Raw genomic sequence first — 21456 nt, forward strand, 5'->3', positions numbered from 1 at the left:
CACTCCCATCTCCACGACGCCCGCCACCGGGCAGGAAGCATAGAGGCTGCCATGATGCAGAAGACCCTCACCGAAACCGTCCGGCTTAGCACCGGAATCCCCACCGCTGACGCCCGGCCCGGACAGGTCGCACTCCTGAACGACATCGAAGCGGCGATCCGCGCCACCGGCCACGTCTGCGGCGTGGCACCCACCGGAGTGGGCAAGAGCTTCAGCCTGCTCGCACCGGCCATGGTGGCCGCCGCCAAATACGGCCAGCGCACCATCCTCAGCACCGAATCCCTGGCCCTGCTCAGCCAGATCCTCGGCAAAGACGCTCCCGTCGCCGCCGCGGCCTGCGAGAAAGTCACCGGCACCAGGCCCAAGGTCGCTGTCCTGAAAGGCTTCTCTAACTACGTCTGCACCCAGTCCGCTCGGGACACCGCCGAAGCGCTCACCGGCACCGTCGGACAGCGACCCTCCCTGCCCTCCCTTCGGTCCAAGCTCAAGCGACTGGCCAACCAGAAGAACGTCTTCCTGGACGGCCGCCCCTTCGATGCCGCCAACGGCGCGCCCCTGCTGCTGTGGGCGTTGTCCCTCGCGGCAGACCAAGCCGGCGACAGGCAGTCCTACGAAGGAGTCACCACCCCCGAACTCTGGGACACCGTCTCTGTCGGCCCGTCCGAATGCATCGGGGACACCTGCCCGATCTTTGACCTCTGCAAGCCACGGGCTGCCCGCGCCAAGGCCGCCGAGGCGGACATTGTGGTCACCAACCACTCCATGCTGGCCGTCCAGGCCGCCAAAGGTGTCCCAGTGATCATAGGCAACAAGACCCTCGGCGAATTCCACATCATCATGATCGACGAAGCCCACGCCCTCCCCGCGAACGTCCGCTCCGCCGGCGCCAGCGAAGTCTCCGCGGCCGCTGTCATGTCCTTGACCAAATCCATCTCCCGGACCCTGGACGAATCCGACCCCGCCGTCGGACGGCTCATCAAGGAGGGCAACGCCCTGGCCATCGAACTGGAGGACGAGCTCTCCGAAATGACCAAGTTCACCAAAACCGGAGAGGTCTGCAAGATCAAGGAGACAGCCGACCCGGTCGAGGCCACCGGGGACATGATGATCGCCTGGGCCCGCAGCATCAAAGGAGCCCTGGACGGGGCAGGCAAGTCCAAGAACATCCAGACCAAACTCAAAGCCAAACGGCTCGCCGGCCGCCTGGACGCCTTCATTGGCGCCGTCGGCCAGGTCAAACTGCACCGCATCGGCACCGCCCGCTGGATCGAACTGAAGACCCCGCCGCCCAACGCCAAAAACCAGGCCCCGTACTGGTGCGCCAACGCCTCCCCGGTGAACATCTCAGGGCTCCTGCAGGCAAACCTGTGGACCGCACCGGTCATGGTCGACGAGGAAGACGAAACGGTCCAGGCCATGAAGGAAGCCGGAGAGCCCATCGAGGAGGAAACCGAGACGTACCCGATGACGGTCATCGCCGTCTCCGCGACCCTGCCGTCACGGTTCGGCTACCAGGTCGGGCTTACCGCCGAAAACGTCGCCTACCCGTCCCCGTTCGATGAGGCCTACGACGATTCGCTGCTCTACATCCCGAAACTGACACCGGCGGAGATCCCGGAAATGTTCCCCGGCTGGCGGCCGGGCACCAAAGGCAAATTCAACAGCGCCCTCCACCAGGCCTGGGCGACCAAGAAGAACGTCGAGCTCGTCGAAGCCAACATGGGCTCGGCACTGATCCTGTCCGCCAACTCCACCGCCGGCAAGGCCTACGCCGTTGCACTGCGCCGCGCCGCCAAAGGACGGTGGAACGTCCACTCGCAATGGGACGGGCTCTCCACCCAGCAACTGACCAACCTGTGGCGCGACGACGTGAAATCCGTGCTGGTCGGCACCAAGTCGTTCATGACCGGCGTCGACGCCAAGGGGCGCACCTGCTCCCTGGTCACCATCGACCGGATCCCGCGCGCCGCCGGCAACCCCGTCGATGACGCCCGCGTCGAAGCGATCATGGACGCTCTGCAGACCAGCAAATGGTCAGCCGACCTCTACGTGTACGTCTCCGACGCCGCGCTGCTGCTCGAGCAGGCCCTGGGCCGTCTGATCCGGTCCGTGTCGGACTTCGGCATGGCAGCCATCCTGGATCCTCGGATGCTCAAAACCGGTCCTGTGTCCTACCCGGAACCGACCCGGAAGGTCTACAAGGAAGCCGCCGGCCGGTTCAGCAACGTCACCACGAGCCAGGCAGCCGCCGAGGAATACCTGCACCGCGTCAGCACTCAGGCGTTCGCCCTGGCCTCCTGACACTTTTCAACTTAGCCGCACACAGATTCATTACCGGCACACCCCGCCAGAACAAGAACCACCAGCCCCGAAAGGCAGAATCCATGTCACCCGCCATCACCTCCACCGCCCCCAAGTCCGTCGTCGTCTTCGGCAAGGAAAAGGGCTGCGTCCAGTGCACCGCCATGGACCGCGCCGTCGCCAAGACCGACCTCCTCATCACCAAGAAAAACGGCACCACGGCGGAGAACAAGGAGTACTGCATGACGCTGGGCCACATGCAGGCGCCCGTCGTCGTGGTCTACCAGGACGGCGTCGTCATCGACCACTGGTCCGGCTTCAACCCGGGCAAGGTCGACGAGCTCAAGAACGACCCCCTGGTCGAGCGCATGGCCCCGGTCCTCGAACTCATCGCGGCCTGACCCGAAACTTTCGAAACCCGCCGTCCATCCAGACGGCGGGTTTCTGCTTGACCTGCATCCCCTTCTGAGAGGCACCCCATGAGCACCAAAACCGCAGTCGCCACCATCGCCGCACGGCTGCTTGGACTTAGGTTTAACGATGCAGTCAGGAACAGTAGCGGACTGCCCGCCGAGGCCGCCACCCACTTCTGGGATCCGGCCGGCGAAGGAGCGTCCGTTATCGTCGGATCTGATGGAACGTACCTGTGGGCGGATTCCTCGGTCGGCAGCGCAGATCATCTGGCTGAGTTCGCAGCCGGACGAAGGACAGGGTCGTAGGCCTCAGGAGGTTCGCCACCGCGGGGGAATATCCTCAAAAAGCGGGGTAACCCGCGTGTAGAAGCGCGAGCCGCTCTGCGTGACGTCTGCGAGTTCTCGTTTATAGGTTTCAACATAAAAGTTGGCTGGCACCCTAGTCCGAAAATCTTTGATTGCCTGAGTTGCGTTGGACGCGGGGCCCACATAGCTTTCTTGTCCCGGCAAGTCCTTAGCGCACGCACTGTTGACGCCGTAGCCTGATCCGCGGTTACGCGAAGGTACACCGGCTTCTACAGTCAGCTCGAAGTAGACCGCGTTCAATACATGCGCAGGCATCAGGTAGTAAAGCTCCCTTGGCTGCTGGCCGGTTGTTAGCTGCTCAGCCAGCGGCTTGTCCTGGAGAGTGATTCTGCCCCCGAGTTTGGGCTTGAAGTCCTGACTGCACGAAAGTACGGAAAATAGCTGAGTTTCCCCTTCGGGGGTGGCCAGAGTCTGCACAATGTAGTTCTCCTTTATGTACAGCCGCTCCGTTGTCCCTGCCTCGCCTTCGACAGCCCGGACAATGTCCGGGGACCCAAGCGCGCTGTCAAAAAATGTGACGCTGGCACCCGCGTACAGCGTATCGAGGGTCTTGTATTCCCTGAGTTCCGGCCATAGGGCATCTCTCGCAGCCGGAAACCAGGCATAGATAGCCACCACTGCCGCTCCCAATCCGGCAAGCGCGATGATGGCCTTTCCCGCAGCTTTTGCTCGCGGCCAGAAGACCGTTCGCCGACGCTGCCATTTGGACATCTTTGCTGTACAGGTTTTGGAACTCGATGATTGATTCATCGTTCGCCCTTACAAAATGCCAGTAGCAATGATTCAGGAGTTTAGAACGCCAGCGTGCATTCCGCCATAAAGTTGCCAAGGCCACAGAATCGCCATCTCAAGATCTGCGAAAGAATTGGGGACTGGCCGGCTATGGCGCCGATTTCTACGCATGTTTTCGTTTGTGAACATCATGACGATCCCCGGTGCAGCGGTACCAGCGCCGGCCGACTCCCGGGCCGCCAGCGCCGACGCTGACCCGTGGACCGCCAAAGCCGCCACCGTCGCCGTCTTTGTCGCATTCAACGGACGCCTTCCCGGGCCGGGGCCGGACCTTACCGAGGATGAACTTGCCGGCTGGCTGGCAGTGCAACGCCGTGCAGCCCAGCAAAGCCGCCTCACCGGGACGCACCGCCGCTACCTTGACTCAAACATTCCGCGCTGGCGACAGACCCGCCAGGAACGCTGGGACGCGCAGCTGACCCGGCTGGCGGACGCCGCCACGGCCGGCACCCCGGTCCGGGGCCAGCTGAAGGTCTGGCTGAAATCCCAGCGCCGCGCAGCGGCGGCAGGGAACCTGTCCGTGGACCGGAAAGCCGCCTTGGACACGAGAGCGCCCGGATGGGACCGCCCCTCAGTTGATACCGAATACCTGTGGCTGAGTCGTGCCGAAGACCTGGCCAACTACGTGGACTTCGCCGGCAGACTCCCCGCCAGTACCGGTGGCACCGCCGATGTGTCCGGGCTCTACCGGTGGATGAACTACCAGCGCAGCCTGGCGCGGGCCGGGAAGATCACCACGAAGCGGCGCAAATGGCTCGATAAGAACGTCCCGGGTTGGCTGCCGGCGCAGGACAGCCGGGAGCTGCACTGGAAAGCGCAGGCGAAAGCCCTGGCCACCTTCCTGGAGTCATCAGGCCGGTGGCCACGGGTGACGCACCCCGCCGAAAAGACCCTCGCCCGCTGGCTAGGAACACAGCGGGCCGCAGCCAGGGCCGGCCGGCTCGGCGCCGTCCGCCGGGAACAACTGGACAGCATTGCTGCCAACTGGGCCCTGGCCAGACAGGGAGCGGGAACATGATGCTGGACGAGAAGAAGACCATCGAGGGTATCGCCCGGTTCTTCGCGGAGCACGGGCGCTGGCCCTCCGCAGCATCATCATCAGGTTACGAGCGGTCAGCCGGGCTCTGGCTAAACGTCCAGCGCGTGGCGTGCAACGGCGGGGTCATGGACCCGTTCCGTGCATCCTTCCTGGACCAGCACCTGCCCGGCTGGAGGGCATCCTCTGAAGAAATATGGCAGGAACGGGCCCGGGAGGCTTCGGACTTCATCCTGGCGAACGGCCGGCTCCCAATTTTCACGGCAGAAGCCAAGGGCGAGCAGTTGATCGCCATCTTCCTGAGCAACCAGCGTGCACTGAAGCAAGGAAACCATCTGCCATTTGCCCGTGTGGCCTGGCTGGATGCGCACTGCCCGGGCTGGCTAGGGGCGCCCGCATCGAAGTCCATCCGGGTTGGCGGTCCCATGTTTGCACTTAAACGACGCCCGTCGTGAAAGTCGCCGCATAGAGGCTGCCATGAACCTACTTTTCTGCGACACGGCAGAACGCGCACTGGCGGATTCGCAGCTCCACAACATCGTCAAAATGGCCTACCTGGACCCGCCCTACAACACGGGCAGGAAGTTCAACCAGTACAGCGACTCGTCGCCGCTGAAAGACTGGCTGGCTATGCTGGAGCGCACCCTGACCGGGGTCCGGGAAACGCTCATGGAGGACGGCAGCATCTTCGTGCACCTGGATGACCGGTACATTCACCGGGTCAGGTGCATCATGGATGACGTCTTCGGGGACCGGAACTACGTCGGCACCATGATCTGGGAGAAGAAGAACCGCGGATCCTTCCTGCACGCGCACCTGGCCGACGTCACGGACCACATCCTGATTTACGCCAAGGACAAGTCCAAGATGGCGCCCCTGGTCCACTCCTCAACCGAGGTCGGCAAGCGGATCCCGATCCACAACAAGGGCAACAAGCCCTCCGTGCTCGAGTTCCCCGCCGGGTCCATGACGTTCAACTTCAGCGACCGGACCATCCCGGCCGGAGAGATGAACACCCCGACCATCGACTCGGACCTGCTCGATGACCTGATCGTCGAAAACGGCACCAACAAGAATGCCTTCCGCATGTCGGGGCCCTTCCGCTACGGACAGGACGCCGTGAACAAGATGGCTGAGACACCCGGCGCCTTCATCTGCCCGCGGCAGATGCTCCGCCCCTCCTACGTGTCCCAGGAATCCCGCGGCAAGGTTCTCACCAACCTGCAGTCGTTCCGGGTCAACGGTTCCCCCACCAACGAGGACGCCCGCGCGGAGTCCGAAGCCATCTTCGGGGCAGAGATGGGCGCCTCCTTCGACACCCCCAAACCTGAAGCGCTGCTGGAGAGGCTCATTGCCGCCGCAACCGAGCCCGGTGACACCGTCCTGGACTGCTTCGCCGGTTCCGGCACCACCCTTGCCGTCGCTCAGAAGCTGGGCCGCAACTGGGTCGGCGTCGAACTGAACCCCGACACCATCACCAGCTATATCGGCCCCCGGATCGACGGCATCCTCGCCGGCACCGACCCGCTGCCGATGGACGGCTACACGCCGTCCACCAACACCTACGCCATCCACACCGGCGTAACAGAAATGGCTGCCTGATGACCCTGTACACACTGCCCTCCGCCGCGATGTCCGAAGCACCGCAGCGGCTCGCCGCCGCACTTGAAGCCCACGCATCCACAAAAGCCCTGGCTGGGTTCATGGCCGCCGCCGGCCGGGCTGGTGACCTCGTGGACAACTCGCTGCCCCACCTGCAGGAACTGGTCCGCCTCACCATCGTCAACCTGGTCCTGACCCGTCCGGGCATCGATGACGGGGGAGAGCTGGAACGCCTCGCCGACGGCATTGCCAGCGATGAGGACATGGACGTGCTGAACGAGGACGAGACCAAGGAAATCCTGCGGTATGTCCTGGACGGGGATTGGGACATGCCGGGCGCCCTGGCGCTGGCAGCGAACCTCTACCTGCAGAACAACCCGGCACCCGATACAGAGATCATCGACGCAGCACTGGAGGAGATGACCTCGTTCCTGGACGCCCAATCGTCGGCGGCAGCGGTCCCCGGCCCGGTGCACGAGATCGTGCTCCTTCAGCCCGGGACCCTGGAGGAGCGGAAAGCAGCCTAGTCCGGGGCGTCTGTCTGCTGCTTTCGGGATGCCTCGTCCGATTTGCGCCCTGCAGCATTGGCCAGCCACGACGCCGACGCCTGCTGCCGGTATTCGAGGATGTCCAGGCTCTGGTCGCTTTCGATAGCGCCAATGTCTATGGACGAGACGCGATCGGCCAGGACAGCAGGGTCGATGAGCCCGGCGTCGATAAGGGCAAGAACGAATTCGAAATCCTTGGGCCGATGCGCCATGAGCTTCGCAGCGCACAGGTCGTGCGGTTCAAGGCACAGTCCCGTGGCGTTCTCGGTGCCCTCGTTCCGAATTCCAACCAGCCGGTAGTCCCAGTCCGGAGGCAAAATCGCCGTCCGCATTCCGACACCTTCGATGTAGAAGCCGTAGGTTTGGTGGAAATCCGAGAATTCTCCGACATCGAAGCTGAGCTGGTCAGCAAGAGACTCTGCGTCCGATGAGGCCAAGGGGGCGATGTCAACCTCGGGCGACATCGTCACTGCCTGTGGGAGATGGTCCTCGGTATAAGAACCGAGGATTGCCTGGCTGCCGATGATGATGACCCGGTCTTGCTGAATGATCTTCGTGACGGCGCGGATCGCATGCTCGAGTTCATCCCTGCGCAAGAAGCTGCGCCTTCTTCATCGCGATCATCCGCTCATTACGATCAAGCGCTCCGGCGAAGGGGCTGATCTGACGCATGTCCCTGCCTTCGTCGTCATCCTTGAGCATAGCTTCCTCAATCTCCACGACTGGCAGCTTGAGAATGGCTTCCCAACGGTTCAGCCATCTCTCGGCGATCGGCGCCCGCGGTGTTGCGCGCATCCGGGAAATGTTCTCGAGCGCCAGGTCAAGTAGGTGTCCGGGGTCCTGATGGAGCTTGGCGGCCAGGAGCACGTGCAGCTCATAGGGGAAGCGTTCCTCCCGCCGGTTTGTGGCGGGGTGGCGGGCGATGGCCGTCCGGAGAGCATCCTGGACAACAGAAGGGCTGGATCCGAGGCGTGTCGCAATCGCCCGCACAGAGAGGCCGGCGGCCTTCAAGCCCAGGATGGCCTCCTGGCGCCGGCGTGAGGCAGCCATCATGGTTTCCCGAGCGGATTCTGTTTCCGCAGCGAGGGTCTTGGCTTCGTCCACAAGACGGTCCACCAGTTCCTTGTCCATGACTGTATGGTACCCCCGTACACTGACGATGTTGCAGGCGGCTCCCCGCCCGGTGACAGTGCCGGGGTGCTCCGCACACATGAGTGGGGTGAAGACAACAGCTAAGCCCCAGCCAGGAGCCACACGCCGGAAAGCCCCGGCGGCCGGGCGCTCACTCACCGAAAAGTTTCCCAAGATCGCAGCCGAATGGGACGCCGACGGCAACGGCGCACTCCGACCCGAAGACGTCTCTTACGGCTCGGACCTGATGGCATCCTGGCTGTGCCCCGCCGGGCATGGACCATACCTGCGGAAGATCTCCTTGCGGACCGGCCGAAACCGGGGATGCCCGGTGTGCGCCAAGGCCACGCTTCTCAGACCCAGGAACGGTAAGACCCTGGCAGAAGCGTTCCCGAAAGTAGCCGCAGACTGGGATTACGAAGCCAACCACCCGCTCACCCCGTCCGACGTGGCCGCGCGCTCCAACCGGAAGGCGTTCTTCATCTGCCCCAAGGGGCACGGCTCCACCGAGTCGTACATCAGCAATCGCACGGCTGGCAACGGCTGCCCCGAATGTGGCAAGCAGCGCCAATCGGCGGCACAGTCAGCCCGCGCGGTTGCAAAGGCGACCCTTGCCGGGGCAAAACCTGAACTGGCGGCCGAATGGAACCGTGACCTGAACGAGCTGACGCCCGACGAGGTCAGCCCCTCCAGCCTCGTCCAGGCGTGGTGGAACTGCCCTGTCGGCCACGAACCGTACAAGGCCGCCGTAGGCCGGCGCACCGTCGGCCGGGGCTGCCCCGAATGCGCCCGGACCAACCGGGCAGAAGCGATCCGCTACAAAGGCCCGAAGCCCGGGACGTCACTGGCCGACAAACGTCCCGACCTGATCCCGGAATGGGACACCGAACGCAACACGATCACGCCAGCCGATGTCGCACCCAACAGCCGAAAGGTCGTGCACTGGATCTGCCCGGACGGGCATCGCTACGAAAGCAGTGTCGTCCGGCGCACTGCGACCACGACCTGCCCGGTGGAACGCGCGGAACGGAGGGACGCACGTGTCGCCCCGCAAAACGACGCCTAGTGGCCCATGCTGCCGCCGCCGTCGACAGGAATGAGCGCTCCTGAAATGTAGGACGCCTCATCGCTGGCCAGCCAGCGGACAACGTTGGCGATTTCGGAAGGCTCAGCGAAACGGCCTGCCGGGATTCCTGCTTTGTAGTGCGCTTTTATTTCCTCGGAGACTTCGTTGAACATGTCCGTTAGGACGACCCCGGGCATGATCACGTTCGCCGTGATTCCGCGCGAGCCCAGCTCGCGGGTGATGGACCGTGCGATGCCGATGAGCCCGGCCTTGGAAGCGGAGTAGTTCACCTGGCCCGGCGCCCCGTAGATGCCGGACACCGAGGAGATCAGCACGATCCTGCCTTTGCGGAGCTTCATCATGCCTTTGGTTGCCCGCTGGATGACCCGGAATGTGCCGGTCAGGTTGGTGTCCAGAACGGACGTGAAATCGTCCTCGGACATCCTCATCAGCAGTGTGTCCTTCGTGATCCCGGCATTAGGTACCAGGACCTGGACCGGGCCGTGGGCAGCCTCGACCTGCTTGAAGGCAAGGTCGATGGATTCGGAGTCCGTGACGTCCGCCTGGACACCCAAAATGCCATCCGGAAGCTCCGATTCAGTGCGGTAGGTGACAGCCACCTTGTCGCCGTTGGCCAGAAACGACTTGGCAATCGCCAGGCCGATCCCTCTGTTTCCGCCAGTGATCAATACGCTCCGGGCCCCGGGCTGCTCCGTCAGTTCGTTCGTCATAATCTTTCCCTCCGTTTAGACCGGGGTCAGCATAGCCTGATGTACGGGGCGGCTCCTTGTCACACGTTCTCTACGCATGTTTGGGGGAAGAAGAACGCAGTCAACAGGAAGACCAGCCATGAGCGAGAACACCACCATCAGCACCGGCCAGCTCCGCAACCGCGAAATCGTTGCCGCTGACCTGCTGCACACCATCGAGGCCAACCCGGACGCGCGCCGCACTGCGTTGACAGTTCCCAGCGAACCGCTGTCCGTTTTCGGCCGCAAAATGGCCGGCCACGAAGGCTGATCCGAACTTCATACAGGCCGCCGCCCATCATGGGCGGCGGCTTTTCTTTGCCCGGAATCTGTTTAGGAAAAAGGGCCGAAGCGGGGACTTGCACCGCGCATTCCGCACACATAAAAGGCAAGGAAACCACCCGCAAAACAGCAGGAGATTGTCATGGACGTATGGATCGAAACCACCGCCGGAACCCTTGTAAAGGCTTCCGCGACGACCCACATCACTATGCGTCAGAACGACAAAACCTCCAGCTGGGATGTGAGTGTCTCCGCCTCAGCCGCACCGGCTCCATTCGCGACCGGATTGGCAGACAAAGAGGCCGCGCGCAGCGTCCGCAATACGCTGGCCTTGAGCATGTCGACAGCATCCAGCGCCGAGGCACCTCAGGTCGTTGTGTACGACGATGAGGATCTTTCCGTCAACTCCTATACCCTCGCGGCCTAACAGAGCGGTGAGGGCCCGTCAGGGCGCCGCACACATGTTCCCGGTGAAACCACGACGCCGCCTCGACGGCACCCCAACGAATGCCCATCTTCCGGATAGGCGAGAGGTCCGTGCGGAGAACCGCCGACGCCGCCGATCCTTCCGCCGCAGGAGCACCGCCGGCGCTGTGGCGGTCATGACCCTGGCCATGCTGGGCGGCTTTGCAGTCCAGGCAATAGGACCCTCCGGCCAGGAGTTCACCCTGGCCTCAGAAGTCACCCCAGCGAAGCCGCGGCCGGTGACCATCATCGCCCCCGCGGCAGCCCGCATCCACTTCGACCGTTCCGCGGTCACCACCATGGCTGCGCCGCCGCCGAGCCCCGACGAAAAGCTGCACCACCTGATGTCGACCTCCAACGGAGCACCAGCCGTCACAGAGTCCAAAGGCACTCTTGCGCCGCCGCTTGGCAACCTGGATACCACCTCGGCCTTCGGCCAACGCACCAGCCCGCTGACCGGCGCCTCCGAACTCCACAGGGGACAAGACTTTGCCGGAACCTGCGGCACACCGGTCCACGCATCCTCCGGCGGCACGGTGATCTTCGCCCAATGGCACGCCAACGGTGGCGGCAACCGGGTTGAAATCCAGCACGAGGACGGACTGACCACCACCTACAACCACTTGGAAGCATCCACCGTCACCGTCGGTCAGCACGTAAACCGAGGGGATGCCATCGCCACGGTCGGTACCACCGGCGCCTCCACCGGCTGCCACCTGCATTTCGAGGTCTACCTCGGCAAGGACGTCGTGGACCCGCTGGGCTGGCTCTAACCGCCGTCGCCGACCACGACGCATAGGGAGAGCATGGCCCTTACTGCTGTCCTCACCGGGACCTACCGCAACCCAGAACTCCGATTCAAATTCGGATGGGGTGCCACCTTGCCCAACGGCAAGGCCGCGCAGGACTGGGTCAAGAAACTCCCTGGCCGCCGCTGGGACAACTCCGAAAAGACCTGGTACATCACGGGGACCGGCACGAACCCGGACCGGTTCTTCGAGGCTGCGAAAATCGACGTGGACTTCTCCGAGGCCACCGGCGACCTCGCAGGGCTCACCTCCCTGGAATCCCTGTGGCGCCCCCTCTTCCAGCGCTCCATCCGCTTCCCGCACATGGCATTCGTCCGACCCCGCATGGCCGGCTTCGAACGGATGAGCACGATTCTGGGCCCCGGCGCCGTCTGGGATAAGGCTCGGCAGCGCTTCGAGGTGATGCTCTCCGACCTGGTCACCGACGCAGGTGAACCGAAACGTGGGCTCAAACTTGACCCGGACACGTGGGCCGCAGCAGTCGCCGCCCGGCAACTGGAGGCCATACCGGACGACGTCCGGGCCGCAGCGCGCGAACTGGCATCCTCCACCGGCGTTGAGGGGGACTTCCAACACGAACTCTCCCCGCGCACTCAGGAACTCATAGACATCGTCGCCACCCACTCCGGCTACCTGCCCAAATGGTTCGGCCTCGCCCTGTACCCGTTCCAGGTAGCAGGGGCCTACGCGATCGCCGGGGGACACCGGGCTCTGGCGGACGCCCCGGGCCTGGGTAAGACGAGAAGTGCGCTGGCTGCCGCGGCCATCGCCCGGGCCCGACGCATCGTCATCATTGTCCCGCCTCTCGTTGTGGAGAACTGGTGCCGGGAAGCGTACGCCGCCCTGGGACCCGGCCTGAAGAAGATCCAGCCGCCCGAGGAAGCCGCCGTCGAGCCTGCACCGTCGAAGCGGAAGTCGAAGGCCAAGCCCAAGGCACCACCGAAGAAGCCCGACTTCCCCGCGTACATTGTCCCGATCCGGGCTGGCAAGAAGGTCCCGCCGTTCCCTGAAGCCGGTGTTGTCGTCGTTGCGGACTCCCTGCTCGGATCCCGTCCCGAACTGCTTGACGATCTTGTTGCCTGGGCGCCGGAAGCAGCCCTCTTCGACGAAGTGCACCGCTCCCGCACCTGGGCTGGAAAACGGGCCACGGCCAACCGCAACCTGGCCTGCTCCATCGACGCACTGCGCCTGCCCATGACCGGCACCCCGTTCCTGCAGAACCCGGCCGAGGGAGTCAACATGCTCGCCATTGCCGGCCTTCTGGATCCGGTTTTCGGTGGTCCCTCCAAATTCATGGAGACCTATACGACCCAGAATCATTTCGGCGCGTTCCTGCCCAACCGCAAGATGCTGCCCCAGCTCGAGCAGATGCTCACCCACAGCTGCTGGGTCCGCCGGAACAAAGGCGACGTACTCAAACAGCTGCCGCCCAAGCTGCGCACCACCCGCTACGTCGAAATCGACCAGAAAGGCTTCAAAGCCGCTCACGACACGTTGTACGAGAAGGTGACGGAGTGGATCGATGAGCAGCGCCAAGCCGGCGAGATCATCTCCAAGGACTCCATCAAGGATTTCGCCCGGTCCCGTGTTGACCTGATTACGCCGCTGCGCGCAGCGGCCGGCGTCGCCAAGATCCCGGCCGCCATCGAGATCATCTCCGACTGGATGGAGGCCACCACTGAGGTCCGCAACGGCAAGAAGATCTACACCCGGCCGCTGACCGTCTGGGTCCACCACCAGCCCGTCATGCAGGCCCTCATCGAAGCCGTCGAGAAGGCAGGCATCGCCGACGCCGGCTTCATTGACGGGGGAGTGGCCCAGCACAAACGCCAGCTCGTCGCGGACAAGCTCCAGAACGGCGAGATCGGAGTCATCTTCTGTTCCATCGGCGCCGCCGGCTTCGGCATCACCCTGACGGCCAGCTCGGACACCATCTTCATCGAAACCGACTGGACCCCGGCCAACATTTCCCAGGCCGAGGACCGGAACAACCGCATCGGGCAGGTGAACACCTGCATGGTGACGACCCTGCTGGCGACCAACACCCTGGACGCCCACATGCGCGCCATCCTCCGGAACAAGGCCAAGGACCTGGACGTGATGATGCCCGGTGCCGACAACAACGTCACCAGGATGACTTCGGTCCTGAACGAGGACACGAACGCTTACGAAGTGCTCACCGAGGAGGACCTGGAACTGGAGAAGAACTTCAAGTCCCTGGGCGACATCGTGGAGTCCATCGTCCAGGACATCCTCCACATCCGCGGCTACGAACTGGCCGCCTGATGAGGGCCGCCCGGATTGCCGTACACATGAAAAGCATGAGCTTCACCATGGGTCTTTGCTGATGGCGGGACTGAAGACGAAACCCGAGTACAACGGTTTGGCCGAGGCGGTCAGCCTGGGCATTGCGCTGCTCAAAAAGGCCAAGCAGAACACCTGGCCCGAACTCATCGAAGCGATGGGCGCCGACAATCTTCTGGTCATCAAAGCCTTCAAAGCAGTGGACCTCACGGACGCCCAACTGGACACCGTCAACACATGGCAGCCGGTCCTGAACCTCGTCAAGGTCAACCCCGCCGTCATCCCCGTCATCTGCCCTGTCTGCCAGCACTACGTGCTGACCGCCGATACAGCGCCGACCCGGTGCATGGTCACCGCTGGTTGCGAAGGGAAGCCATTCAAAGTGGCTGCTGCCACCGGCATCACCGCCACGAAGGCAGCTGCCGCCACTGCAACTATGGCACCAGCGCCCGCTGCTGTAATCGAGCCCGCACCGACTCCGGCACCTGCGGAAGCAACGGCCAACTCCGCCAGACGGGTGGTCAAGAAGGCATCCGCCGCGACAGATTCAATGATTGAGCACATGCCCGACGACATTCCTGAACCGGGGTCCGTTGCAGAAGCCGAACCGCCCGCCGGACCATCACCGGAAGAGCCCCAGGCACCAGCCAAAGCTCCCGTGGCCGAACCGGTCATGGACCTGGTAATCGTGGCGGACGACGAAGATCCCTTCGCCTGAACGAAACAGCGCCTAGTGGGCCGGCACCGGATCCCCGGCGTCTGAAAGAACCCTCGCCACGGTCGTTTTTGAGCACCCCAGCCGCTGCGCAATGGCCCTCTGGCTGAGCTTCTCCGCGGCCAGTTCCCGGACCTTCACCGGGTCGACTTCGGCACGTGTTTTCGGGGTGGTCCGCGGGTGGTCCTTCAGGTGGTCCACCCCTGGTCCATATGCTGGTCCACCAAGTGGTCCTTTTCGTGGTCCACCCGAAGTGGTCCACTGGTCCTTCGCCTGGTCCATCTGGTCCGCGCGGACCACCTGATCACGTGCCCGCTTCCTCCGCTGGGCCACCGAACCGTACGCCGGCGCCACCACGAGCTTCACTGTTGTCTCCGTCGCGAAGAACAGGCTGACAGGCATGATGGCAGCTAGGAAGGCACCGAAAACCACGGTCGAATCCACGGCAGCCGGCACCCCGTGAGGTGCCAAAACGTGTGCGCCGTTGGCCAGGACAGAGACGAGCGTGAAAAAGCCGACAGCGACCCACGAAAGGGTCGTCGATTCCCCTCTGGCCCTTTGAACACTGGCCGCAACGGCATATACGAGGATCGTGGAGTCGACCACGATGGGCACTAGCCAGCGGAGCTGCTCAGGGATTCCGGCCCAGGATGCTGCCTGCATGAGACCCAGGAAAGAGAGGGTGAAGCTCGCCGCGGCCAGGACACCGACCAAAGTCAGTGACAGCATCACCATCGTCCGGCTATCGGGCTCGATACGTGAAGTCATTCGTCCGCTTCCTCCCTCGACAGTGGTCCACGTGGACCGCTCGAAATGCCAGTCTAGGACCGGTCCACGACAATTTGACCTCCGGCAATGGACCAGTAAGGACCACCAAGTGGACCACTAAAGGACCACTTGAATGGACCGGCAAAAGGACCACCCTGGACCACGGGTGGACCACCTTGGTGAAAGAGGCCCTGAAGTCCGCACACATGACCGCCATGAGCTCCCCGAAAAAGACCTTCACCGTGCTGGCCGCCGCGGCTGTATTTCTCACCGCTGTCACCGGCTGCAGGGAGTCGGTCACCACCGCGGACCGCGATGCCTACGAGTCGGCCCGCTTCGGGACACCAGAGGCCAAGGTTGCGGCGGATCAGGAACTGGAGCGGCTCAACGCCAGGTCTTCGGCAACGAGCCCCGCACCCGACATGATCGATGTCCTGTTGCACCCCGGCGAGTGGCCGGACGTAGGGAAGAAGACGCTCTGCGAATACACGACCAAACTCATGGACGACGCCCGCCGGAACGGTAACGCCGTCCCGGAAAGGGTGCGCGGGGCAGCCGAAAAGGTACTGGAGCGCTGCTGAACCAGGGGCCCGAAATAGTGATCCCGGACATTTTTTCCTGAAAGCTGCGCGTTTTGTGAATCTGCCGCACACACACCAGGCATGAGCAACGACACCGCATCCTCAGCCGGCATGAACCGCGTCCAGAAGGGCATCCCGACCGGGGGCCAGTTCGCCGCGACTTTCCATGCCGAGCCAACACTGAGCCTCGCCACAGAGCGTCTCAACGAATTCACTAACGTCGAAGACTTTGTCGAGGTCGCCTACACCTCGGCAGCCCACTGGCGCCGCCGGTACAACCAGCAGGACAAGTCGATCATCGTCGACGAAGACGACATCGCACAGGAGACCATGCTCCGCACCCTCGAGGCGCTGGACCGGGGACGCAAGATCACCGACTTCAAGCAGATGGTGACCTCCACCGCCGCCAACGTGACGGTGCGTGCCACGGAAACCACGTTCCGTGCTGAAGACCGCAAGGCCTACCGCATCTTCGACGAGCAGCGCAAGGCGATTGAACTTGAGACCGGCGAACGGATGACGCAGCGGGCCCAGGATGAGCTCGCGCAGAAAGTCCTGGACGAGTGGCACGACCCGCGCCACAAGCCTTCCAAGGACTTCCGGATCGCCCGCACCTTTGACCGTTCCCTCGACGCCCCGCACGGAGCAGATGGTGGCGTGGAGTCGACCCTCGGAGCAACACTCGTGAACCCCGAACAGAGCGGCAACTACATTAAGCCCAACTCTTACATGGACCGCGCCCACACGGCCATGGAAGAGACCGGCGCCGCCCACAAGGCAGAGATGAAGCGCCTCGCCTGGAACGCCATCGCTGAAGGCACTCAGGTTCCGATGTCCAACCCAGGCAGCCTGTCACAGCGCCAGGTCACCAAGCACCGCGGTGTCATGGACAAGCACGAAGGCGGCCTCATGGGCGCCTGCAAGGACTGGTCAGCAGACCGCGAAAACGAGGCCACCGCTGCGCTGTTCGCACCGTTCGGCGAGATGGACTTCGAAGACCAGGAGCGTGTCGTCACCATGCTGGAGGGCTTCGAGGCCCGCGGCGAAGGCCGCGCCCAGGTCATGTGGGAGTCCGCCATGGCCATCGCCAACAACAAGCACAGCAAGAACAGCTAGGAGGCCTCAGTGCCCACGAACCGAGTACCGAAAGGGGTCCGAAGCGGCGGCCAGTTCGCCGCTTCGGCCCATCAGGAGCCGAAACTTAGCATCATCGATGCCGACTTTCCTTCCGTAGGCGACGCCGACGTCGATCAGATCCGCTCCCTCGCTGAAAGCAATGACCCCCTGGTCCGGGCGGAGGTGACCTCCAGCATCCGTGTCCCGGACGACGTCCTGGAGCGGCTCTCCCAGTCCGACCAGCCGGCATCTGTACGCCTGGCTGCCGTGAACACCGGTTACGCGGGCACCGGCGACAGGGCAGCTGAAGACCGCCACCCTCTGGTGCGGGCCGCCGCGCTGGCGGCATGGGATCTGTCGGACGCTCACCGTGAACGACTCACCCACGACCCAAAAGTTCAACGGGTCATGGGACTCATCTCCCGCTGAACGGCCGTCACCCAAAGATCTACGCATGTCTATGAGTAGAACAACCCACAGCATTACAAGCGGCACACGCCCCGGCGGGTGCGTCAAGAAAGGCAAGAAATGAACGCTGTTCCAATGGCCGTACCCATGGCCGGCGAAGTCAATCTCAAGGGCGGTTGGGACGGCGTTTGGCAGGCCGTGAACGCAGGCTTCCCCGGCCTTCCCCAGCTCCTGACCATCATCGGCGTCATCCTCGTCGTGGGCGCTCTGCTCAAGTGGGCATGGGACCGCCGCCGCGGCGGTGGCATGGGCCAAGGCTCACAGCCCCTGTGGGGCGCACTGATCCCCGGCGCAATCCTCTGCGCACCGGGCGTTCTGTTCCCGATGCTCCTGGGCCTGCTCGACTGGGTAGCCAACATCTGCATCCAGCTGGCGAAGACCGCAACCGGAACCTAAACCGCCACTGATCAACCGTAAGCCGGGGCTTCCGAGTCCCGGCTTACGTCTGAAGGGACATCTTCATGGCCACCATTAACTCCCTGTACCTGCTGACCCCTATGACGGGCCGCACATCAGGCGCCGACAGGACCACAGTCATCGGCACGGTGGAAATGAAGTGGCGCACCTTCTGGATCGCGGTTTTCGCCATGGTTCCGGCCGGAGTTCTGACCGCCATCTTCTTCCCGATGCTCGGCTCCTACGCCATGCTCTGGATCCCCATTGTGCAGGCAGCCGCGTTCGTCCTGATTGAGCGCCGCTCCAAGGACGGCCTGCAGCTGCGCACGTACCAGGCCATGTTCGACAAGAAGCGTTCCGCAGTGAACACCTTCTACCTGTGCGGCCAGCCGGTCGATGTCAGCGGCGAAACGTTCGGGACCATCCGCCAGATCACCGTCCCGGTCTACCGCGACGAAGGTGACTCCCGGCCCGCGCAGCCCACCTACTTCGAAGATTTTGAGGCATCATCCCGATGAAGAAGTCCCTGCTCGCCCGCCTGATCGGGGCACTCATCGTGATGGCCGTCCTGGCCATCGGCATGCCGCCCGCAGCCAGCGCTGCCCCGTCGCGTGTCCCTGCCGCCGCTGTTGCCGCTGTTCCGGCCATCGCCCCCGCTGCGACCAACTCCTGTGGAATCAGCGGCACCGACGGAAAATACGCTGCCAGTTCCCCTCTGCTTCCGGTGAATCGCTGGGCCGATGCCACAGCGAACATGCATTCCCGCCTCGACAACGTCATGATGGCCGACACGGCCCAGCTGCTCCAGCGCAACGCGATCGTCAGCGGCGGCATGTCCACCGGCAACTTCATGTGGTCCCTGGGCACCGGGGCTTCGGCTTTCGCGATCAACTTCTGCCTCCTGGACTCGATGGGCGGGGCTGCCGACAAGGTGGGCGCCACTATCGGTGACGCTGTCCTGAAGTCCGGCCTGCTCGCCGCCCTCGTGGTCATCGCCGTAGCCGTACTCCTCTTCCAGGCCCGTCGCCGCGGCGGTGCCGCCTGGAAGACCATCATCGCCAAGGGCGCCATCGTTGGTCTCCTGGGCATCATGGTCGCTGGCTCCATGGCCTCAACAGGCGGCGGCAAGGACGGGAACACCGGTGAATACAAGCCCGGTCTCATGTCCCCGGGCTGGATCGTCACAACACTGAACAAAACCGTTTCCTCCCTCGCATCCGCGCCGGCAGCAGCACTGGCCATGCCGAGCACCTCCAATGGCACTTACGACCAGTCCAACCCACTCTGGTGCGGGAACTACATCACCTCCCTGAAGTCCGGCTACCAGGCAACCTACGGGGCCGGAGCCGACAAGCTTTCCTCCGGCGTACCGATGATCATGTCGTCTCTCTGGGAAGGCACCGGCCTGCAGACCTGGCGGACCGCACAGTTCGGTACGGCGACTGCATCCGGGGGCAACAGGCTCGATGAGAACACCTACTGCCACCTCCTGGACTGGAACAACTCCAGCGGTGTCCGCGTTATGGGCAGCTCCGTGGCGGAAGACCAGAACCCCGCCGCATCCACGGTGCGAGGCACCATGGGCCGCTTCTGGGACAAGGGCTACAGCGAAGCCTTCTACAACTCCAAAGCCTGGCAGCCGGTCGACAACGTCAGCCGTGACCGCTCCCTGATCGGCTGGTCCACCTGCCGCATCGGCGCCGGCGAGGACCCCGCGACCGGGACATGGACCATCCAGGACACCTTCAACATCGGCGACACCGAAAAGAAGGTCAGCCCGGATGACTGCAAGAACTGGTTCAACCAGACAGGCGACGTCCCCGGAGCCATGAACTGGCCCTCCAACGGTGACGATGTGGCCAAGCGGACCACCAGCCTGGAGCTGCGTGACTACATCCTGACGCTGCACGGAAACTACAACTACCAGGGCATCACCTCAGTGTTCGCCTACAACCTCTCGGCAGCTGCGATGCTCGGTGTCTTCGGAGCGATCGCCATCTCGATCATCGTGGCCAAGGTCGCGATGCTCATCATGATCATCACCGCCTTCTTCCTGGTCATCATGTGCCTGCTGCCGAGCGCCGGAATGGACAAGCTCTCCGGCTTCGTCAAGATGCTGCTCGGCATGAACATCTTCGTCTTCGGCATCCAGATGATCTTCGCGCTCGTGGCGGTACTGACCACGATGCTCCAGTCCACGGGTGCGACGTTCCTCGGCGGCAACGGATCCCTGATCGCCACCGTCTGGACCGGCCTGTCCCCGCTGCTGGCGGTGTACCTGCTGCACATGATGTTCACCAAGGTCATGAAGGTTCCCTCCCCGTTCAAGCTCTCCGCAGGTCTGGCCTGGGGCGCTTCAGCGGCAGCCGTCGGTGGCGCAGCCGCGGCCGGCGTCGGATCCCTCCTGGACCGCACCGCCGGCAGGCACGGAGCCCGTGCCATGGGCGCTGCCAAGCGTGCCAGCAGCCGCGGTCTCAACGGTGCCATGTCGGCCGCTTCCGGCGGACGTCTCGGTAAGCTCGGGGCTTCCCGCCGCGGGGCCGCTGCTCCGGTCGGTGCCGGTGCCGCGGCTGGTGCCGGTAAGCGTGGGGCTCTCGCCCCCGGTGCCGTTCCTGCAGCACTGGCTGGATCCAAGCGCCGTGGCGGTCTCAGCCTCGGTGGCGCGTTCGGCGCGGGTGCTGCAGCCGGTGCCGTCGGTGCAAAGGCCAAGGGTCGCGAAGCCGTAGACGCCGGCGAGTCGGAAATCGTGCCGCCGACGACCGAGCAGATCCGTGCCGGGCACGCCGACGGAAAACTCGATCACCTGGACCTGGTCAACTCCAATGTGGCGAACTCCCAGCTCGCCCACGGACAGATGTCCGCCGGGGACCGCAAGGCCATGCGTGGCGCTGCGAAGGACGAGCGCCTTGCGGCCGTGTCGTTCGAGAAACAGCGCCGTGCAGAACTCGGTCTTGCTCCACTGCCGACCACGATGGGCGGAAAGGCCAAGAACGCCATCGCTGACTCCTGGTCCAGCACACAGCAGCAGTTCCGTGAGAAGCCGCTCCGTACCTCAGCGAAGGTCCTCGCCGGCGGTGCCCTGCTCGCCGTTTCCACTCCGGCACTGGCCATCGTGCCGGTCGCCGCTGGTGCTTGGGCGGCGAAGAAGGGTATCGACGCGGCCAGGAACAACACCCCGGGCGCACGTCGCCAGCGGGATGACGTCCGGACGGAGAACTACCGCCAGGCGATGCGTCACCAGATGAAGCAGAAGGGCCCGAAGGAGGTCAAAGCTTCCAAGGGCAAGTCCAGCAAGGTACTTGGCGAAGGCGGCCAGGACAAGACGGGTCCCGCAGCGAAGCCAGTAGTGGCTTCACAGTCGGAGGCGCGTCCGGACCACGGACCGGCAGCGCCGGTGACAGAACAGCTGCCCGTCGTGTAGCTCGTCGAAAATGCCTCCTGCCGGACACAAACCCGGTAGGAGGCATTTAGCCGAATTAACCGACCACGTCCAGTAGTATCGACGCCGAGCACCTGCGAAGCGTCGCAAGCATCAAGGGAGCTTACCG

24 protein-coding genes are annotated in these 21456 nt (G+C 63.8%); 19 read left to right on the forward strand and 5 right to left on the reverse strand.

Annotation, left to right across the window (positions count from 1 at the left end; genetic code table 11):
- Window positions 1–51 precede the first annotated feature (51 nt).
- The 3 genes from ABIB45_RS04370 (at window position 52) to ABIB45_RS04380 (ending at window position 3020) form a co-directional block, all read left to right on the forward strand.
- A complete protein-coding gene (locus tag ABIB45_RS04370) occupies window positions 52–2301 on the forward strand; it encodes an ATP-dependent DNA helicase (protein WP_354214718.1) in 2250 nt (749 codons plus the stop codon).
- An 83-nt stretch (window positions 2302–2384) separates the two neighbouring features.
- Complete coding sequence (locus ABIB45_RS04375; RefSeq protein WP_354214719.1) at window positions 2385–2702, forward strand: thioredoxin domain-containing protein; 318 nt, start codon at window positions 2385–2387, stop codon at window positions 2700–2702.
- Window positions 2703–2780: 78 nt separating this feature from the next.
- Entirely contained in the window at window positions 2781–3020 is a 240-nt protein-coding gene (locus ABIB45_RS04380) for a hypothetical protein (RefSeq protein WP_354214720.1), read from the forward strand.
- Between the two features lie 3 nt (window positions 3021–3023).
- Here ABIB45_RS04380 and ABIB45_RS04385 read toward each other — a convergent pair whose 3' ends face one another.
- A complete protein-coding gene (locus ABIB45_RS04385; protein WP_354214721.1) occupies window positions 3024–3830 on the reverse strand; it encodes an ETEC_3214 domain-containing protein in 807 nt (268 codons plus the stop codon).
- Window positions 3831–4002: 172 nt separating this feature from the next.
- On the opposite strand from ABIB45_RS04385, the gene ABIB45_RS04390 reads away from it, so the two are divergent.
- Genes ABIB45_RS04390 through ABIB45_RS04405 form a run of 4 tightly spaced genes read left to right on the forward strand, consistent with a single transcriptional unit; the run spans window position 4003 to window position 7037 of the window.
- A complete protein-coding gene (locus ABIB45_RS04390; RefSeq protein WP_354215037.1) occupies window positions 4003–4890 on the forward strand; it encodes a Helicase associated domain protein in 888 nt (295 codons plus the stop codon).
- A complete protein-coding gene (locus tag ABIB45_RS04395) occupies window positions 4887–5363 on the forward strand; it encodes a hypothetical protein (RefSeq protein WP_354214722.1) in 477 nt (158 codons plus the stop codon). The genes ABIB45_RS04390 and ABIB45_RS04395 overlap by 4 nt, the downstream gene beginning before the upstream one ends.
- A gap of 22 nt (window positions 5364–5385) precedes the next feature.
- A complete protein-coding gene (locus ABIB45_RS04400) occupies window positions 5386–6510 on the forward strand; it encodes a site-specific DNA-methyltransferase (RefSeq protein ID WP_354214723.1) in 1125 nt (374 codons plus the stop codon).
- Window positions 6510–7037 (forward strand): hypothetical protein, encoded by a 528-nt coding sequence (locus ABIB45_RS04405; protein WP_354214724.1) that lies wholly within the window; start codon window positions 6510–6512, stop codon window positions 7035–7037. The genes ABIB45_RS04400 and ABIB45_RS04405 overlap by 1 nt, the downstream gene beginning before the upstream one ends.
- On the opposite strand, the gene ABIB45_RS04410 is transcribed toward ABIB45_RS04405, so the two are convergent.
- Both ABIB45_RS04410 and ABIB45_RS04415 read right to left on the reverse strand, forming a co-directional pair.
- On the reverse strand, window positions 7034–7654 hold the full coding sequence (locus ABIB45_RS04410) for a DUF6036 family nucleotidyltransferase (protein ID WP_354214725.1): 621 nt from the start codon (window positions 7652–7654) through the stop codon (window positions 7034–7036). The two genes, ABIB45_RS04405 and ABIB45_RS04410, sit on opposite strands and share 4 nt — an antisense overlap.
- Entirely contained in the window at window positions 7641–8189 is a 549-nt protein-coding gene (locus ABIB45_RS04415; protein ID WP_354214726.1) for a helix-turn-helix domain-containing protein, read from the reverse strand. The genes ABIB45_RS04410 and ABIB45_RS04415 overlap by 14 nt, the downstream gene beginning before the upstream one ends.
- A 79-nt stretch (window positions 8190–8268) precedes the next feature.
- Here ABIB45_RS04415 and ABIB45_RS04420 point away from each other — a divergent pair, with 79 nt between their 5' ends.
- The gene (locus ABIB45_RS04420) at window positions 8269–9255 is read left to right on the forward strand and encodes a zinc-ribbon domain-containing protein (RefSeq protein ID WP_354214727.1); all 987 of its coding nucleotides are present in this window, start codon (window positions 8269–8271) and stop codon (window positions 9253–9255) included.
- Here ABIB45_RS04420 and ABIB45_RS04425 read toward each other — a convergent pair.
- Window positions 9252–9986: a beta-ketoacyl-ACP reductase gene (locus ABIB45_RS04425; protein ID WP_354214728.1), complete on the reverse strand. Its 735-nt coding sequence runs from the start codon at window positions 9984–9986 to the stop codon at window positions 9252–9254. The genes ABIB45_RS04420 and ABIB45_RS04425 overlap by 4 nt on opposite strands.
- 118 nt (window positions 9987–10104) lie before the next feature.
- Between ABIB45_RS04425 and ABIB45_RS04430 the strand changes: the two genes are divergently transcribed.
- The 5 genes from ABIB45_RS04430 to ABIB45_RS04450 all read left to right on the forward strand — a co-directional run bounded on the left by ABIB45_RS04430 (window position 10105) and on the right by ABIB45_RS04450 (window position 14582).
- The gene (locus ABIB45_RS04430) at window positions 10105–10275 is read left to right on the forward strand and encodes a hypothetical protein (RefSeq protein WP_354214729.1); all 171 of its coding nucleotides are present in this window, start codon (window positions 10105–10107) and stop codon (window positions 10273–10275) included.
- A 153-nt stretch (window positions 10276–10428) separates the two neighbouring features.
- Complete coding sequence (locus tag ABIB45_RS04435) at window positions 10429–10713, forward strand: hypothetical protein (RefSeq protein ID WP_354214730.1); 285 nt, start codon at window positions 10429–10431, stop codon at window positions 10711–10713.
- 175 nt (window positions 10714–10888) lie between these two features.
- Window positions 10889–11524 carry a M23 family metallopeptidase gene (locus tag ABIB45_RS04440; protein ID WP_354215038.1) on the forward strand — a complete coding sequence of 212 codons (636 nt, stop codon included), beginning with the start codon at window positions 10889–10891 and terminating at the stop codon, window positions 11522–11524.
- A 33-nt stretch (window positions 11525–11557) separates the two neighbouring features.
- Window positions 11558–13846 (forward strand): DEAD/DEAH box helicase, encoded by a 2289-nt coding sequence (locus ABIB45_RS04445; RefSeq protein WP_354214731.1) that lies wholly within the window; start codon window positions 11558–11560, stop codon window positions 13844–13846.
- Window positions 13847–13907: 61 nt separating this feature from the next.
- Complete coding sequence (locus ABIB45_RS04450) at window positions 13908–14582, forward strand: hypothetical protein (RefSeq protein ID WP_354214732.1); 675 nt, start codon at window positions 13908–13910, stop codon at window positions 14580–14582.
- A gap of 12 nt (window positions 14583–14594) precedes the next feature.
- On the opposite strand, the gene ABIB45_RS04455 is transcribed toward ABIB45_RS04450, so the two are convergent.
- A complete protein-coding gene (locus ABIB45_RS04455; RefSeq protein WP_354214733.1) occupies window positions 14595–15347 on the reverse strand; it encodes a DUF2637 domain-containing protein in 753 nt (250 codons plus the stop codon).
- Window positions 15348–15553: 206 nt separating this feature from the next.
- Between ABIB45_RS04455 and ABIB45_RS04460 the strand changes: the two genes are divergently transcribed.
- From ABIB45_RS04460 to ABIB45_RS04485, 6 genes are all read left to right on the forward strand, one after another.
- Window positions 15554–15928, forward strand: coding sequence for a hypothetical protein (locus ABIB45_RS04460; RefSeq protein WP_354214734.1), 375 nt, complete (start codon window positions 15554–15556; stop codon window positions 15926–15928).
- 81 nt (window positions 15929–16009) lie between these two features.
- Window positions 16010–17044 (forward strand): hypothetical protein, encoded by a 1035-nt coding sequence (locus ABIB45_RS04465; protein WP_354214735.1) that lies wholly within the window; start codon window positions 16010–16012, stop codon window positions 17042–17044.
- A gap of 9 nt (window positions 17045–17053) precedes the next feature.
- Complete coding sequence (locus ABIB45_RS04470) at window positions 17054–17473, forward strand: hypothetical protein (protein WP_354214736.1); 420 nt, start codon at window positions 17054–17056, stop codon at window positions 17471–17473.
- 99 nt (window positions 17474–17572) lie between these two features.
- On the forward strand, window positions 17573–17908 hold the full coding sequence (locus ABIB45_RS04475) for a hypothetical protein (protein ID WP_354214737.1): 336 nt from the start codon (window positions 17573–17575) through the stop codon (window positions 17906–17908).
- Window positions 17909–17973: 65 nt separating this feature from the next.
- Entirely contained in the window at window positions 17974–18426 is a 453-nt protein-coding gene (locus ABIB45_RS04480) for a hypothetical protein (protein ID WP_354214738.1), read from the forward strand.
- On the forward strand, window positions 18423–21329 hold the full coding sequence (locus ABIB45_RS04485; RefSeq protein WP_354214739.1) for a TrbL/VirB6 family protein: 2907 nt from the start codon (window positions 18423–18425) through the stop codon (window positions 21327–21329). Before ABIB45_RS04480 ends, ABIB45_RS04485 begins: the two co-directional genes overlap by 4 nt.
- Window positions 21330–21456 lie beyond the last annotated feature (127 nt).

The organism is Arthrobacter sp. UYCo732, from assembly GCF_040547265.1.
In the GTDB taxonomy this organism is placed as follows: domain Bacteria; phylum Actinomycetota; class Actinomycetes; order Actinomycetales; family Micrococcaceae; genus Arthrobacter.

What these genes read in the sequence shown, in the direction of transcription:
- ABIB45_RS04370 (WP_354214718.1), top strand. Translation starts at nt 52, where the DNA reads ATGATGCAGAAGACCCTCACCGAAACCGTCCGGCTTAGCACCGGAATC.
- ABIB45_RS04375 (WP_354214719.1), top strand. Translation starts at nt 2,385, where the DNA reads ATGTCACCCGCCATCACCTCCACCGCCCCCAAGTCCGTCGTCGTCTTC.
- ABIB45_RS04380 (WP_354214720.1), top strand. Translation starts at nt 2,781, where the DNA reads ATGAGCACCAAAACCGCAGTCGCCACCATCGCCGCACGGCTGCTTGGA.
- ABIB45_RS04385 (WP_354214721.1), bottom strand. Translation starts at nt 3,830, where the DNA reads ATGAATCAATCATCGAGTTCCAAAACCTGTACAGCAAAGATGTCCAAA.
- ABIB45_RS04390 (WP_354215037.1), top strand. Translation starts at nt 4,003, where the DNA reads ATGACGATCCCCGGTGCAGCGGTACCAGCGCCGGCCGACTCCCGGGCC.
- ABIB45_RS04395 (WP_354214722.1), top strand. Translation starts at nt 4,887, where the DNA reads ATGATGCTGGACGAGAAGAAGACCATCGAGGGTATCGCCCGGTTCTTC.
- ABIB45_RS04400 (WP_354214723.1), top strand. Translation starts at nt 5,386, where the DNA reads ATGAACCTACTTTTCTGCGACACGGCAGAACGCGCACTGGCGGATTCG.
- ABIB45_RS04405 (WP_354214724.1), top strand. Translation starts at nt 6,510, where the DNA reads ATGACCCTGTACACACTGCCCTCCGCCGCGATGTCCGAAGCACCGCAG.
- ABIB45_RS04415 (WP_354214726.1), bottom strand. Translation starts at nt 8,189, where the DNA reads ATGGACAAGGAACTGGTGGACCGTCTTGTGGACGAAGCCAAGACCCTC.
- ABIB45_RS04420 (WP_354214727.1), top strand. Translation starts at nt 8,269, where the DNA reads ATGAGTGGGGTGAAGACAACAGCTAAGCCCCAGCCAGGAGCCACACGC.
- ABIB45_RS04425 (WP_354214728.1), bottom strand. Translation starts at nt 9,986, where the DNA reads ATGACGAACGAACTGACGGAGCAGCCCGGGGCCCGGAGCGTATTGATC.
- ABIB45_RS04430 (WP_354214729.1), top strand. Translation starts at nt 10,105, where the DNA reads ATGAGCGAGAACACCACCATCAGCACCGGCCAGCTCCGCAACCGCGAA.
- ABIB45_RS04435 (WP_354214730.1), top strand. Translation starts at nt 10,429, where the DNA reads ATGGACGTATGGATCGAAACCACCGCCGGAACCCTTGTAAAGGCTTCC.
- ABIB45_RS04440 (WP_354215038.1), top strand. Translation starts at nt 10,889, where the DNA reads ATGACCCTGGCCATGCTGGGCGGCTTTGCAGTCCAGGCAATAGGACCC.
- ABIB45_RS04445 (WP_354214731.1), top strand. Translation starts at nt 11,558, where the DNA reads ATGGCCCTTACTGCTGTCCTCACCGGGACCTACCGCAACCCAGAACTC.
- ABIB45_RS04450 (WP_354214732.1), top strand. Translation starts at nt 13,908, where the DNA reads ATGGCGGGACTGAAGACGAAACCCGAGTACAACGGTTTGGCCGAGGCG.
- ABIB45_RS04455 (WP_354214733.1), bottom strand. Translation starts at nt 15,347, where the DNA reads ATGACTTCACGTATCGAGCCCGATAGCCGGACGATGGTGATGCTGTCA.
- ABIB45_RS04460 (WP_354214734.1), top strand. Translation starts at nt 15,554, where the DNA reads ATGACCGCCATGAGCTCCCCGAAAAAGACCTTCACCGTGCTGGCCGCC.
- ABIB45_RS04465 (WP_354214735.1), top strand. Translation starts at nt 16,010, where the DNA reads ATGAGCAACGACACCGCATCCTCAGCCGGCATGAACCGCGTCCAGAAG.
- ABIB45_RS04475 (WP_354214737.1), top strand. Translation starts at nt 17,573, where the DNA reads ATGAACGCTGTTCCAATGGCCGTACCCATGGCCGGCGAAGTCAATCTC.
- ABIB45_RS04480 (WP_354214738.1), top strand. Translation starts at nt 17,974, where the DNA reads ATGGCCACCATTAACTCCCTGTACCTGCTGACCCCTATGACGGGCCGC.
- ABIB45_RS04485 (WP_354214739.1), top strand. Translation starts at nt 18,423, where the DNA reads ATGAAGAAGTCCCTGCTCGCCCGCCTGATCGGGGCACTCATCGTGATG.